The organism is Pseudonocardia sp. NPDC049154, assembly GCF_040648315.1.
Lineage (GTDB): Bacteria > Actinomycetota > Actinomycetes > Mycobacteriales > Pseudonocardiaceae > Pseudonocardia.
The window spans coordinates 1-13,443 of record NZ_JBEZDN010000176.1; the positions used below are offsets into that span (position 1 = coordinate 1).

The window sequence follows — 13,443 nt, forward strand, 5'->3', positions numbered from 1 at the left end:
TGGTCGCCCGAGGACAGTTTCCGCTCGGAGTAGGTGTCCGGCACCTGCTTGACCAGCACGACGATGTTCATCGGACCTCTTCGACCTCCTGCCGGTTGCGCGGCGGCCGCCCCCGCTCCTGCGAGGGGGTGCCACGGCTTCTCGCCTGCCAAAACCTGCGTGCGAACCTAGCGCCGATCCCGGCTGCGTGCGCCGTCGCGACGCGGGCGGGTGACGCCGGGTTCGCCGGCTCCGTCCGCGGCCGGCACGACACCGCCCGGACCACCGGTCCGCCGGCTCCGCGCCGCCCGCGGAACCCCGTGGATCGGGGCCCTCAGGGGCCGCGGCATGCCGTCTGACCTGGGCCCGATTGTTACCGTGCGGTATCCGAACAGCAAACGGCACCCGGGGTGAGCCTGCTCACCAGCCCCTCACCAGCAGGGGTTCGGCGCCCGCGGAGTGACATTCCCCGCGTCGGGGGACGGGGCATGTCCACCTCCGCGCCGGCCCACCCGCCCTAGGATCCCCGTGCCGGCCGGCGCCGCGCCGGCGGACGGGGGTGCGCGCGTGCTGGTGACGGGCTTCGACGACCGCACGGGTCAGGGGTACGTCGTGCGGACCGGCTCCGACCTGGCCGCCGGCGCCCCCGAGGAGGGCACCCGCGAGATCACGCACGAGGGCGTCACCGTCCTGCTGACCGACGGCCTCGCCCTCCTCCTCGACGACGCCCTCGCCCACCGCCCCGTCACCCGGCTCGGCTGGGGCGGCCCCGAGGTTCCCCTCACGCTCGACGACCACACGCTCCTGGCCTGGCTGAACGAGTCGGTCGGCGGCGTGGTCACCGTGTCGAACGCCCCCGGTCCCGACCCCCGCACGGCCTGACTCGTGCCGGGCCCGGCGGCGGAGCACCGGCGCCCGCATGGTTTCGTCGTCGGGACCGTCCGCCCCGACCGACCGGAGGCCCCGTGAGCACCTCGTCCCTCCCGCTGACCGGCGAGCGGACCGTGCCCGGCATCCCGGAGGAGAACTACTGGTTCCGCCGGCACGAGGTCGTCTACGCGGCGCTGCTCCCGCAGTGCGGGGGCGCGGCGGTGCTGGAGGCGGGCTGCGGCGAGGGCTACGGCGCGGACCTGCTCGCGGGCGTCGCCGAGCGGGTCCTCGGGCTCGACTACGACGCGGTGACGGCCACGCACGTCACCCGGCGCTACCCCCGCGTCGGGATCGCGCGGGCCAATCTCGTCGCCCTGCCCGTGCCCGACGCGCGGCTCGACGCCGTGGTGTCGCTGCAGGTCATCGAGCACCTGTGGGACCAGGGGCTGTTCCTGCGCGAGTGCCTCCGCGTGCTGCGGCCCGGCGGGCGGCTCATGGTGTCCACGCCGAACCGGCTCACCTTCTCCCCCGGCCGCGACACCCCGCTCAATCCCTTCCACACCCGCGAGCTGGCCCCCGGGGAGCTGGCCGAGCTGGTGACAGAGGCCGGGTTCACGGACGTCGAGCTGCTCGGCCTGCACCACGGCCCGCGGCTGCGGGAGCTCGACGCCCGCCACGGCGGCTCGCTGGTCGACGCCCAGGTGGCCGTCGCGGTCGCCGGCGGGACCTGGCCGGCGGACCTGCTCGCCGACGTCGGGTCCGTGACCGTGGACGACTTCCTCCTCACCCCGGACGACCTCGACGCGAGCCTCGACCTGCTGGTGACGGCGAGCCGCCCGTGAGGGGCACCTTCTGCCTGGTCCTGCACAGCCACCTGCCCTGGCTCGCGCACCACGGCCGGTGGCCGGTCGGCGAGGAGTGGCTGTACCAGGCGTGGGCGCAGGCCTACCTCCCGCTGACCGACGTGCTGCGCCGGCTCGCCGCGGAGGGCCGTCGCGACCTGCTGACCCTCGGCGTCACGCCCGTCCTCGCCGCCCAGCTCGACGACCCGCACTGCCTGCGGGGCGTGCACACCTGGCTGGCCACCTGGCAGCTGCGGGCGCACGAGGCCGCGCCCCGGCTCCCGGAGCTGGCCGCCTACGAGCACCGCCGGGCGGCGGCGGCCCTCGCGGAGTTCGAGACGCACTGGCGGCACGGTGGCTCGCCCGTGTTCCGGTCCCTCGAGGGCGCCGTCGAGCTCCTGGGGGGGCCCGCCACGCACCCGTTCGGCCCGCTGCTCGATCCCCGCGTCCGCGAGTTCGCCCTCGAGGCGGGCCTGTCCGACGCCCGGTGGCGGACCGGCGCCCCGCCCGCCGGGATCTGGGCCCCGGAGTGCGGCTTCGCACCGGGGATGGAGCAGGAGTACGGCGCCGCGGGGGTGACCCACGTCCTCGTCGACGGACCCGCGCTGCACGGCGAGACGGCCTTCGCCCACCCGGTCGGGGCGTCCGACGTCCTCTGCGTCGGCCGCGACCTCGAGGTCACCTACCGCGTCTGGTCACCGCGCAAGGGCTACCCGGGGCACCGCGACCACCGCGACTTCCACACCTACGACCACGCGTCGGGCCTCAAGCCCGCCCGGGTCACCGGCCCCGACGTGCCGCCGCACGAGAAGGCGCCGTACTCCCCCGCCCGCGCTGCGGCGCAGGTGGAGCGGGACGCGGCGGACTTCGTCGCGACCGTCGGTGCCCGGCTCGACGCGCTGCGGGAGAGGCACGGCCGGCCGGCGCTGACCGTGGCGGCGTTCGACACCGAGCTGTTCGGGCACTGGTGGCACGAGGGCCCGGCCTGGCTGGAGGCGGTGCTGCGGGCGCTGCCCGAGGCCGGGGTGCGGGTGACGACGCTGCGCGGCGCGCTGGCCGACCCGGGCCTGGTCGGGGAGCCGCTGGACCTGCCGCCGTCGTCGTGGGGCTCGGGCAAGGACTGGCGGGTGTGGGCGGGCGAGGCGGTCACGGACCTCGTCGAGCTGAACAGCCGGGTGCAGGAGGCGCTCCTCACCGCCGTCGGCAAGGGGCGGTCCTTCGCCCGCGACCCGCTGCTCGACGCGCTCGCCGACCAGGCCCTGCTCGCCCTCTCCAGCGACTGGGCGTTCATGGTCACCACCGGGTCGACGGTCGACTACGCCCGCGAGCGCGCCCACCGGCACGCGGACCGGGTGTTCGCCCTCGCCCGCCTGCTCGACGAGGGCCGGCGCGAGGACGCCGCCGCCCTCCTCGCGGGCTGGGAGCGGGCGCCGTTCGGGCACGTCGACGCCCGCCGGCTGCGGGTCTGAGTCAGCCCTGCGCCGCCTGGTCCCGCAGCGCCGCGAAGGACCCTGCCAGGTAGGTCGAGTACGAGGTGTCGAAGGAGTAGCCGCCCTGCTCGTACCCGCCGGTCAGGCCGACGATCTCGGGCCCGTCCGGGCTCGCGCGCAACCAGGGCCCGCCGCTGGTCCCGTCCTCCAGCCCCGGTGCGGGCAGCACGAGCTGGGTCGGCGAGAACCGCTGCGTGACGCCGGAGCGGACGATCGGGCCGGCGTCCTCGTCCGGGTAGCCGATCGCCCGGACGTCGTCGCCCGCGCCGGGGTCGAAGGCGATCGGGAATCCGCCGGTGACGTCCTGGACCGGACCGGCCCCCTCGGCGGGCTGCACGGTCAGGAAGGCGACGTCGAAGTCGGGATCGCCGTCGGCGAGGAACTGCGGGTCCACCGCGGCGCTCGCCACGGTCCACACGCCGTGGGGCCGGACTCCGTCGTGGTAGCCGGGGACGAACGACATGCCGGTGCGCGCGGGGGTGCCGTCGCCGGCGGCCACGCAGTGCGCCGCGGTGAGCACGAGGGCGCCGGCCGGGCTGTCGACCACGGAGCCGCTGCAGTAGTGGTCGCCGAGGTCGGTCGCGGGCCCGTCGAACAACGCCCCGACGGCGGCGGCCTCGGTCGGGGTGGGCCGGGCAGGAGGCGCGGTCGCCGGGGGCGAGGTGGCACAACCGGCGACACAGGCGGCGACACAGGCGACGAGGAGCACCGCCGGCGCTCCCCTGAGTCCCCGCATCCACCCCTCCGGTCCCTCCGGCGTGCGAGGGCCACCGTAGCCGTGACGACCGGGCGACCGGCGGGTCACGCGTTCCCTACCCGGCGGTAACCATCGGGCGACGGCCTGCCAGGATCAGGCGCGATGCGCGTGCTGCTGGTGTCGTGGGAGTACCCGCCGGTCGTGGTCGGCGGGCTGGGCCGGCACGTGCACGCGCTGGCCCGCGAGCTCGCCGCGGCCGGGCACGAGGTCGTCGTCCTCACCCGGCAGCCGGCGGGGACGGACGCGGGCACCCACCCCACCACCGACCGGCGCACCCGTGGCATCCGCGTGCTGCGCGCCGCCGAGGACCCCGCGCACCTGGAGTTCGGGCGCGACATGGTGGCCTGGACGCTCGCCATGGGCCACACGCTCGTCCGCACCGCGCTGACCCGGCTCGGCGACTGGCGGCCGGACGTCGTGCACGCGCACGACTGGCTCGTCGCCCATCCCGCCACCACGCTGGCCGACGTCCTGGGCGCGCCCCTCGTCGCCACCGTGCACGCCACCGAGGCGGGCCGGCACGCGGGCTGGCTGTCCGCCCCGCTCAACCGGCAGGTGCACTCGGTGGAGTGGGCGCTCGCGAACCGGGCGGACGCCGTCGTCACCTGCTCCGCGGCGATGCGGGCCGAGGCCGCCCAGCTCTTCGACCTCGACCCCGACGCGATCCACGTGGTCCACAACGGCATCGACGCCCGGGGCTGGCGGGTCGGCCGCGAGCGCGCGGCGGCCGTGCGGGACCGGTACGCCCCCGGCGACGCGCCGCTGCTGCTGTTCGTCGGGCGCCTGGAGTACGAGAAGGGCGTGCAGGATCTGCTCGCCGCGCTGCCGCGGATCCGCCGCCGGCACCCCGGGGCCCGACTGCTGGTCGCGGGCACCGGCACCCAGCGGGACCTCCTGCGGTCCGAGGCGCGGCGGCACCGGGTGGGCCGCGCGGCGACCTTCACCGGGCACCTGCCCGACGGCGACCTGGCCGCCCTGCTCGCCGCGGCCGACGCCGTGGTGCTGCCCAGCCGGTACGAGCCGTTCGGGATCGTGGCGCTGGAGGCCGCGGCGGCAGGGGCCACGCTGGTGGCCTCGACCGCGGGCGGGCTCGGCGAGCTCGTCGTGGAGGGCGAGACGGGCTGGTCCTTCCCGCCCGGCGACGTCCCGGCCCTCGCCGCCGCCGTCGACCGGGCGCTCGCCGACCCCCGGGCCGCGTTCCGGCGGGCCCGCGCGGCGCGGGCCCGGCTGCGCACCGACTTCTCGTGGCGCGGCATCGCCGCCCGCACGGCCGAGGTCTATGCGGCGGCGCCCCACGGCGGTCCGCAGGAGCTCCCGCGGCCCAAGATCCCGTCGGGCAACGTCCTCACGCCCGGTTGAGCCGCCGCTCCACCGCCGCGCGCTGCTTGCGGGCCATGTCCGCGACCGCGGCCCGCTCGGCCGCCGCGGCCTCGTAGTCCTCCACCCGGTTCCGGACGACGCGCGCGGGGGTGCCCACCGCGATCGAGTACTCCGGGATGTCCCCGCGCACCACCGCGTGCGCGCCGAGCACGCTGCCGCGGCCGATCCGCGAGCCGCGCAGCACCGAGACCTTCACCCCGATCCAGGTGTCCGGCCCGATCCGGACCGGCGCCTTGACGATGCCCTGGTCCTTGATCGGGACGTGGACGTCCTCGGTGCGGTGGTCGAAGTCGGTCACGTAGACCCAGTCCGCCACGATCGACGCGGCCCCGATCTCGACGTCGAGGTAGCAGTTCAGCGTGTTGTTGCGGCCGAGGACCACCTTGTCCCCGATCCGCATCGAACCCTCGTGGCAGCGCAGCGAGTTGCCGTCGCCGATGTGCACCCAGCGGCCGATCTCCAGCCGCCCGTACCCGGGCCGGGCGACGATCTCGACGTCGCGCCCGAGGAACACCATGCCGCGCAGCACGACGTGCGGGTTCGCCGCGCGGAAGCGCAGCAGCCGCCAGTAGCGGACCAGGTACCAGGGCGTCCAGGCGCGGTGCCGCAGCACCCAGCGCAATGAGGCCACGGTGAGGAAGCGGACCTGCTCCGGGTCGCGGCGCCGACGCGCCCAGCGCTCCCGGATCGGGGCGCCCCACATCGAGGTCATGGCCGACCCTAAACCGGCGCCCGCGTTTGCCCGGCGACCGGTCCGGGGAAGCAGACCCACCGACACCGATCACGGACACGAGCAGACGGAGGTCCCATGACCGAGCGCACCGGCGACGCCCCCGGCGACGAGGGCGCGGACTCCGCGCTGACCGGCGGCGGCGCGGGCACCGCCCGCGGCGACTACGACCACGAGGGCAACCCTCGCACCACGAGCGACCGGAACGACTCCGGTGCCACCGACGCCGCCGCCCGTGAGCTCGACCGCGAGGACGAGAGCGAACCGACCCGCAGCGAATAGGGTCGTGGGGTGCCGACGCCGCTGATCCTCGACACCGACCCGGGCGTGGACGACGCCGTGGCCCTCGTCCTCGCGCTGCGCAGCCCGGAGCTCGACGTCCGCGCGGTCACGGCCACCTTCGGCAACGTCGGCCTCGAGCACACCCTGCCCAACGCGCAGCGGCTCGTCGCGCTGGCCGGGCGGCCGGACGTCCCCGTCGCCCGCGGCGCGGCCCGCCCGCTCGTGCACCCGCAGCTCGAGCGCGCCGCCCGCTGGCACGGCGCGGACGGCCTCGGCGGCCGCGCGGAGACGCTGCCGGACGGGATCCCGCTCGACCCGCGCCCGGCCGTCGAGCTGATGGCCGACGTGCTGCGCACCGCCACCGAGCCGGTCACGATCGCCGCGATCGGCCCGCTCACCAACTGCGCCGTGCTGCTCGCCGCCCATCCCGAGCTGGCCGACCGGATCGGCCGGTTCGTGATCATGGGCGGCTCGTTGCGCGGCGGCAACACCGCGGGCGCCGCGGAGTTCAACGTCTACGCCGACCCCGAGGCCGCCCACCGCGTCCTCACCCAGCCCGAGGTGCCCGTCACGCTGGTGCCGCTGGACCTCGCGCTGCGCTGCGCCGCCGGCGCCGACTGGGTCGCCGGGCTCGCTGCGGGCGGACCCACCGGGGCGGTGCTCGCCGACGTGATCGCGGCCTACCGGATCGCCTTCCGCGAGCACTACGGCCGCGACGTCGTCGCCCTGCACGACGCCGTGGCGCTGATGGAGGCGATCCGGCCCGGCATCCTGCACACCACGCCGATGCCGCTGCTCGTGGCGTGCGATCTCGGGCCGGCGCGCGGGCTCGTCGTGCCCGACGGCCGGCCGGACGCGCCCGGGCCGCCGGTCGCGGTGTCCCTCGACGCGGACGTCGAGGCCGTGCTCGCCGACATCGCGGCGCGGCTGAAGGACTGACCACCCGGCGGTCCTGCTCCGAAACGGTGATTTCGGACCTCCGGCACTCCCTGGGCCGGAGTCGGCTCGGCATGATCCTCTTCTCAGGGAAGGGGGCCGGGGTGGAGCTGGCGGTACTCGTCGTCGGGGAGCTGCCCGTCCCCGGGGTCGCGGTGCGCGCCGCCGTCCCGCCCGCCGACGCCCTCGCCGCGGCCCGGGCGCACCGGCCGCAGGTCGTGCTGGTCGACGCCGACGCCGGACCCGCCGCCCTGCACGCCGTCGAGACGCTCGCCGCGGAGCTGCCGGAGCTCCCCGTCGTCGGGACGGGTGCGGGGCCGGAGCTCGTGCTCGACGTCGTCCGGGCGGGGGCGACCGGTTACGTCCGGCGCGACGACCCGGCCCTGGCCGAGGTCCTCCGAGCGGCGGCCGCCGGCGGACCGGCCTTCGGCGAGGGGCTGGCCGAACGGGCCCTCGACGCGGCCGCCACGGCGGTGGGCGCGGCGACACCCCGGCTCACCGAGCGGGAGTCCGAGGTGCTGCGGCTGGTGGTCGAGGGGCTCACGGCGCGGCAGATCGCGACCCGGCTCGTGCTCTCGCCGCGGACGGTGGAGAACCACATCCAGCGGACCCTGCGGAAGTTCGACGTCCCGGGGCGGGCCGCGCTGGTCCGGTACGCGATCGAGCACGGGCTGGCCTGATCGGCTCAGTCGTCAGCGAGCCCCTGCTCGATGGCGTAGCGGACGAGCTGCGAGCGGTTGTGCAGCTGCAGCTTGCGCAGCGTGTTCTGCACGTGGCTCTCGACGGTCCGGTGCGAGACCACCAGCCGCTCCCCGATCTGCTTCGCGGTGAGGCCCTTCGCGACCAGCCGCAGCACCTCGGTCTCGCGGTCGGTCAGCGCCGGCGCCGCGGGCTCCCCCGCCGGCCGCTGGGCGAGGCGGCGGTACTCGCCGAGCACCAGCCCCGCGAGCCCGGGCGTGAAGACCGGGACGCCCTCGGCGGTGCGGCACACCGCGTCGACCAGCTCCTCGGCGCTCGCCGACTTGACCAGGTAACCGGTGGCACCGGCCTTGAGCGCCTCCAGCACGTCGGCGTGCTCGCCGCTGGCCGAGAGCACCAGCACCTTGGTGTCCGGGAGCTTCTCGACGATCCCGGCGATCGCGTCGACCCCGGACGTCTCGCCGAGGTTGAGGTCCATGAGCACGACCTGCGGCCGGACGGCGGGGGCGATCCGGACGGCGGCGCCGGCGTCGGGCGCGGTTGCCACCACCTCCAGGCCGCGTTCGCCGAGGTCGCGGGCCACGCCCTCGCGCCAGATGGGGTGGTCGTCGACCACCATGACGGTCACGCTCACACGCTCTCCCTGCGCCGGCCCGCCCCGGCGGGGATCCGGATCGTCCACTCGGTGCCGCGGCCGGGCCCGGTGTCGAGGCCGAGGGTGCCGCCGAGCTCCTCGACGCGGCCGCGCATCGAGCGCGCCACCCCGAGCCGGCCCTGCTCCTCCGCCTCCGCGAGCCGGCCGGCGGGGATGCCGGGGCCGTCGTCGCGCACGCTGATCTCGATCGCGCCGTCGAGCTCCTCGACGAGGACCCAGGCCGGAGCGTCGGCGCCGACGTGCCGCTCGACGTTGGCCAGCGCGGCGCGGACCACGGCGTCGAGCTCCCCGACCGTGCCGGCCGGCAGTTCGATCGGGTGCGCGGGCGCCGACACGGTCACCCGGCCCGACGCCAGCGCGCGCAGCGTGGCCGCGAGGTCACGCCGCCCCTCGGCGTCGACCTGCGCGTTGCCGCTGGTCAGCAGCGTCCGCAGGGCGACCTCCTGCTCCCCCGCGAGGGTGCCGAGCTCGGCCGCGGCACCGCCGAGCTCCGCCCCGCGGCGCCCGACGTGCGCGAGGACCTGCAGCACGCCGTCGTGCACCGCGCGGGCCAGCCGCTCCCGCTCCGCCGCGGCGGCCTCCTCGGCGACGGCCCGGCGCACCCGTTCGGCGGCCCGGCGCAGCACGAGCGAGGCGTACCCGACGGTGAGCCCGGCGAGCACGAGGATCTGGATGTCGTTGAGCTCGGTCAGGGTGGCCCGGGACTTGGCGAGCACCAGCGCCGCGGAGATCACCGCCGCGGCGGCCACGCCGCCCGGGATCCGGTACGCGACAGCGCAGGCGAGCACCGCGCCGGAGGTCCAGATCGAACCCATGCCCGGGGCCGAGGCGTCGAGCTGGGCGTCGGTGACGATCAGCGGGGTCGTGAGCATGATCCCCGCGCTGACGGCGAGGTCGGCGAGCGCGAGCGGACCGCGCCGCTCGTCCGCGCCGACGAGCCAGCCACGGGCGAGGACCGCCGTCCACACCATCATCGCCGCGAGCACCAGCCCCGCGCCCAGCGGCGAGGCGTAGTCGGTCATGTGGAAGGCGGACACCCCGACCACGGTCACCAGCGTGAGCACGCGGTAGACGACGACGCCGCGCCACAGCGGCTCGAGCGGGCGTTCCACGTCGATCAGTGTGGCGGGAACGGGAGCGGGGCGGAACACACGGTCCAGCCTGCCGATCCGCGGGCCGCCCCGGATCCGTAGTCCTACCGGGGCTCCGTGGTCCTACCGGGGCTCCGTGGTCCTACCGAGGCTTGGTGCCGGAGATCAGGGCGTTGTAGAACCACGCCCGCGGGACCACCTTGCCGAGCACGGCGTCGAGCTTCGAGAGCCGCTGCCAGGAGTGGTAGGCGAACATCGCCCAGTTCCAGCCCAGCTTGCCCGCGGGCACGGCGGCCTCGAAGGTCCGCACGGGCCAGCCGAGCATCGCGGCGGTGAGCTCCTCGGTGACGGCGCCGACCTCGCGGGCGCCCGCGCGCTCGGCCATGCGCTCCAGCTCGGCCGGGTCGAAGGTGTGGACGTCGACGACCGCCTCGAGGGCGGCGGCCCGGCTGGACTCGTCGAGCTCGGCCTGCGGGCGTCGCCACTCCTGCAGCGGGCCCAGCCTGGTGACCGTGGTGGCGGCCTTCCAGGTCCAGCGGGAGAGCGTGCGGGCGTAGGCGTCGCCGATCGTGGTGGGCTCGCCGGCGAACACGAACCGCCCGCCCGGCTTCAGCACCCGCAGCACCTCGCGCAACGCCTGCTCGACGTCCGGGATGTGGTGCAGCACCGCGTGCCCGACGACCAGGTCGAACGTGTCGTCCGGGTACGGGATGGTCTCGGCGTCGGCCACCGTGCCGTCGACCGGGAGGCCGAGGTGCTCGGCGTTGCGCAGCGCGGCCTGCACCATGCCCGGCGAGAGGTCGGTGACCGAGCCCTTCTCCGCGACGCCGGCCTGCATCAGGTTGAGCAGGAAGAACCCGGTCCCGCAGCCCAGTTCCAGCGCGTGCCCGTAGGGGCGGCCGTCCCAGCCGGTGGCCAGGCGGAAGCGGCCGGCCGCGTAGTCGATGCAGCGCTCGTCGTAGCTGATCGACCACTTCTCGTCGTACGTGCCCGCTTCCCAGTCGTGGTAGAGCACGTTCGCCAGCTTGGGATCGCGCCAGGCGGCCTCGACCTGCTCGGCCGTCGCGTGCGGGTTCGGAGCCTGGTCCGTACTCATGGGTGGGGACCCTAGCGAGGGCCCGGAGGCGAACTCGAGGGCGCGTCCGGACCCGCGGACCGCTCAGGAGTGCAGCGCGGCCTTCAGGGTGGCGACGGCCTGGGCGATCGCCGAGGTCGCCGCGCCGCTGCCCCGCAGGGTGTTCAGCATCATGAAGTCGTGGACCATGCCCAGGTAGCGCGTCGAGGTGACCGCGACGCCCGCGGCGCGCAGCTTGTCGACGTAGGCCTCGCCCTCGTCGCGGAGGACGTCCGCCTCGTCCGTGATCACCAGCGCGGGCGGGAGCCCGGCGAGCTGCGCAGGAGTCGCCCGCAGCGGTGAGGCGGTGATCTGCGCGCGCTCGGCCTCGTCCGTCGTGTACTGGTCCCAGAACCACTTCATGCCCTCGCGGTGCAGGAAGTAGCCGGTCTCGAACCGCCGGTAGGACTCGGTGTCGAAGTTCGCGTCGGTCACGGGGTAGAAGAGCAGCTGCGTGGCGAACGTGACGTCGCCGCGCTCCTTGGCCATCAGGGTGAGGGCGGCGGTCATGTTGCCGCCCACGGAGTCGCCCGCCACTGCCAGCCGGCTCGCGTCGAGCCCGTGCGCGGCGCCGTCCGTGCCGATCCACTGTGCGGCGCGGTAGCCCTGCTCGATCGCGACGGGGTAGCGGGCCTCGGGCGACGGCGTGTACTCGACGAAGACCACCGCGACGTCCGCACCCACGGCGAGCTCGCGGACCAGCCGGTCGTGGGTGTGGGCGTTGCCGAACACCCAGCCGCCGCCGTGCATGTAGAGGACCACCGGAAGCGGCCCGGTCACGCCCTGCGGCTTCACGATCCGCACGTTCACCGGACCGGTCGGTCCACCCTCGACGGCGACCCGCTCCTCGTCGATCGCGGGCTTCGCGATCTCTCCGGACTGCACGTCGTCGACGACCTTCCGGCCCTCGACGGGGTCGAGCTGGTAGAGGAACGGCGGCGTCGCCGTGGCCTCGACGAACGCCTGCGCCGCCGGTTCCAGCACCGGCCGGTCGATCTTCTCGCTCATCGTGCTCTCCGATCTGCTCGGGGCGCTCGCGGGCCGATGCCGAGAAAGCTAGTCCGCAATTAACTTGTGCACAAGTTACTGTGGCACGCGTGATACAGTCGGCGAGGTGGAACGGACCGAGTCGATGCTGCTCGAGGACCAGCTGTGCTTCGCGATCTACGCGGCGTCCCGCGCGGTCACGGCGGCCTACCGGCCGTTGCTGGACGAGCTGGGCCTGACCTACCCGCGGTACCTCGTGATGCTCCTGCTCTGGAAGCACGAGAGCCTCACGGTCAAGGAGGTCGCCACCGCCCTGCACCTGGACTACGGCACGGTGACGCCGCTGCTCAAGCGGCTCCAGGGGATGGGGCTGATCGCGCGGCGCCGGCGGACGGACGACGAGCGCGGCGTGGAGGCCGTGCTCACCGACGGGGGCCGGGAGCTGCGAGCCCGGGCGCTCGGGGTGCCCGTCGGGATGGCCGAGGCGTTCGGCCTCGAGGCGGGCGAGCGCAACGCGCTGCGGGACCAGCTGCACGCGCTGGTCCGGTCCATGGACGCGTACGCCGGGGCGCGGAGTTCCTAGACCTAGCGCGCCGGCTGCTCCACGACGATGCGCGGCGGGACCGGGACCCGCATCAGGTCCTCGGCCACGACGAGCTCGCCGCCGAACACGTCCCGCGCCTCGGCGGCGAACCGCCCCGGCTCGGTGTAGCGCTGGGAGAAGTGCGTGAGCACGAGGGTGCGCACGCCGCACTCGGCCGCGACGGCCGCGGCCTGGCGTGCGGTGAGGTGGCCGTAGGCGTGGGCGAGGTCGCGGTCCTCGTCGAGGAAGGTCGCCTCGATGACGAGCATGTCCGCCCCCTCGGCCAGGGCGTACACGCCGTCGCACATCCGGGTGTCCATGACGAACGCGAACACCTGGCCGGGCCGCGGCGCGCTGACCTCCTCCAGCCGCACGCCGTCGAGCTCGCCGCGGGCCTGCAGCTCGCGGACGCGCGGGCCGGTGATGCCGGCGCGGGCCAGGGCCTCGGGGAGCATGCGGCGGCCGTCGGGCTCCACGAGCCGGTAGCCGAAGGCCTCGACGGGGTGTTCCAGCCGCCGGACCTCGAGGGTGCCGACCTCGTCCCGGGCGACGACGCCGTCGCTGTCGTGCGGGTGTTCGCGCAGGTCCCCGCGCTCCCGGTACGACGTGGCGTACCGGAGGCGGGTGAAGTACTCCTGCCCCGACGCCGGGAAGTGCGCGTGCACGGGGTGCGGGACCTCGTCGAGGGAGAGCCGCTGCACCACGCCGGGCACGCCGAGGCAGTGGTCGCCGTGCATGTGGGTCAGGCAGATCCGGGTGACCGCGCTCGCCGCGATGCCGGCGAACAGCATCTGCCGCTGCGTGCCCTCGCCCGGGTCGAAGAGGAGTCCCGCCTGATCCCAGCGGAGCAGGTAGCCGTTGTGGTTGCGGGTCCGCGTCGGTGCCTGGCTCGCGGTCCCCAGCACCACCAGCTCCCGTGCGCTCACCCGAGCTCCGATCGTCGTGGGTGGGGGGGGGGGGGGTATGGGGGGGGGGGCGGCCGACCCGGGGCCGGGCCGGCGGGGAGGGCGTGGCCCCCCCGGGGGAGGAAGATGAAAAAAAAAAAAAA

15 protein-coding genes are annotated in these 13,443 nt (G+C 75.4%); 8 read left to right on the plus strand and 7 right to left on the minus strand.

Annotated elements, in window-relative coordinates; genetic code table 11:
- Positions 1 to 546: 546 nt before the first annotated feature.
- From AB0B41_RS40235 to AB0B41_RS40245, 3 genes are all read left to right on the plus strand, one after another.
- On the plus strand, positions 547 to 861 hold the full coding sequence (locus AB0B41_RS40235) for a hypothetical protein (RefSeq protein ID WP_358212287.1): 315 nt from the start codon (positions 547 to 549) through the stop codon (positions 859 to 861).
- An 83-nt stretch (positions 862 to 944) separates the two neighbouring features.
- Positions 945 to 1,691, plus strand: coding sequence for a methyltransferase domain-containing protein (locus tag AB0B41_RS40240; protein ID WP_358212288.1), 747 nt, complete (start codon positions 945 to 947; stop codon positions 1,689 to 1,691).
- A complete protein-coding gene (locus AB0B41_RS40245) occupies positions 1,688 to 3,160 on the plus strand; it encodes a glycoside hydrolase family 57 protein (protein WP_358212289.1) in 1,473 nt (490 codons plus the stop codon). The genes AB0B41_RS40240 and AB0B41_RS40245 overlap by 4 nt, the downstream gene beginning before the upstream one ends.
- Before the next feature lies 1 nt (position 3,161).
- On the opposite strand, the gene AB0B41_RS40250 is transcribed toward AB0B41_RS40245, so the two are convergent.
- Positions 3,162 to 3,917, minus strand: a complete 756-nt coding sequence (locus AB0B41_RS40250) for a trypsin-like peptidase domain-containing protein (RefSeq protein WP_358212290.1) — start codon at positions 3,915 to 3,917, stop codon at positions 3,162 to 3,164.
- Between the two features lie 123 nt (positions 3,918 to 4,040).
- Here AB0B41_RS40250 and AB0B41_RS40255 point away from each other — a divergent pair, with 123 nt between their 5' ends.
- Entirely contained in the window at positions 4,041 to 5,297 is a 1,257-nt protein-coding gene (locus AB0B41_RS40255) for a glycosyltransferase family 4 protein (protein WP_358212291.1), read from the plus strand.
- On the opposite strand, the gene AB0B41_RS40260 is transcribed toward AB0B41_RS40255, so the two are convergent.
- On the minus strand, positions 5,284 to 6,030 hold the full coding sequence (locus AB0B41_RS40260) for an acyltransferase (RefSeq protein ID WP_358212292.1): 747 nt from the start codon (positions 6,028 to 6,030) through the stop codon (positions 5,284 to 5,286). The genes AB0B41_RS40255 and AB0B41_RS40260 overlap by 14 nt on opposite strands.
- A 96-nt stretch (positions 6,031 to 6,126) precedes the next feature.
- Here AB0B41_RS40260 and AB0B41_RS40265 point away from each other — a divergent pair, with 96 nt between their 5' ends.
- From AB0B41_RS40265 to AB0B41_RS40275, 3 genes are all read left to right on the plus strand, one after another.
- Entirely contained in the window at positions 6,127 to 6,330 is a 204-nt protein-coding gene (locus tag AB0B41_RS40265; protein ID WP_358212293.1) for a hypothetical protein, read from the plus strand.
- Positions 6,331 to 6,339: 9 nt separating this feature from the next.
- Positions 6,340 to 7,269 carry a nucleoside hydrolase gene (locus AB0B41_RS40270; protein WP_358212294.1) on the plus strand — a complete coding sequence of 310 codons (930 nt, stop codon included), beginning with the start codon at positions 6,340 to 6,342 and terminating at the stop codon, positions 7,267 to 7,269.
- Between the two features lie 71 nt (positions 7,270 to 7,340).
- Entirely contained in the window at positions 7,341 to 7,946 is a 606-nt protein-coding gene (locus AB0B41_RS40275; protein WP_358212295.1) for a response regulator transcription factor, read from the plus strand.
- A gap of 5 nt (positions 7,947 to 7,951) precedes the next feature.
- Here AB0B41_RS40275 and AB0B41_RS40280 read toward each other — a convergent pair whose 3' ends face one another.
- The 4 genes from AB0B41_RS40280 to AB0B41_RS40295 all read right to left on the minus strand — a co-directional run bounded on the left by AB0B41_RS40280 (position 7,952) and on the right by AB0B41_RS40295 (position 11,833).
- Positions 7,952 to 8,599 (minus strand): response regulator transcription factor, encoded by a 648-nt coding sequence (locus AB0B41_RS40280; protein ID WP_358212296.1) that lies wholly within the window; start codon positions 8,597 to 8,599, stop codon positions 7,952 to 7,954.
- Positions 8,596 to 9,732 (minus strand): DUF5931 domain-containing protein, encoded by a 1,137-nt coding sequence (locus tag AB0B41_RS40285; protein WP_358212297.1) that lies wholly within the window; start codon positions 9,730 to 9,732, stop codon positions 8,596 to 8,598. Before AB0B41_RS40285 ends, AB0B41_RS40280 begins: the two co-directional genes overlap by 4 nt.
- A gap of 121 nt (positions 9,733 to 9,853) precedes the next feature.
- Positions 9,854 to 10,807, minus strand: coding sequence for a class I SAM-dependent methyltransferase (locus tag AB0B41_RS40290; RefSeq protein ID WP_358212298.1), 954 nt, complete (start codon positions 10,805 to 10,807; stop codon positions 9,854 to 9,856).
- A gap of 63 nt (positions 10,808 to 10,870) precedes the next feature.
- Positions 10,871 to 11,833, minus strand: a complete 963-nt coding sequence (locus AB0B41_RS40295) for an alpha/beta hydrolase (protein WP_358212299.1) — start codon at positions 11,831 to 11,833, stop codon at positions 10,871 to 10,873.
- A gap of 106 nt (positions 11,834 to 11,939) precedes the next feature.
- On the opposite strand from AB0B41_RS40295, the gene AB0B41_RS40300 reads away from it, so the two are divergent.
- Positions 11,940 to 12,395, plus strand: coding sequence for a MarR family transcriptional regulator (locus AB0B41_RS40300; protein WP_358212300.1), 456 nt, complete (start codon positions 11,940 to 11,942; stop codon positions 12,393 to 12,395).
- Positions 12,396 to 12,397: 2 nt separating this feature from the next.
- Here AB0B41_RS40300 and AB0B41_RS40305 read toward each other — a convergent pair whose 3' ends face one another.
- The gene (locus tag AB0B41_RS40305; protein WP_358212301.1) at positions 12,398 to 13,321 is read right to left on the minus strand and encodes a ribonuclease Z; all 924 of its coding nucleotides are present in this window, start codon (positions 13,319 to 13,321) and stop codon (positions 12,398 to 12,400) included.
- Positions 13,322 to 13,443 lie beyond the last annotated feature (122 nt).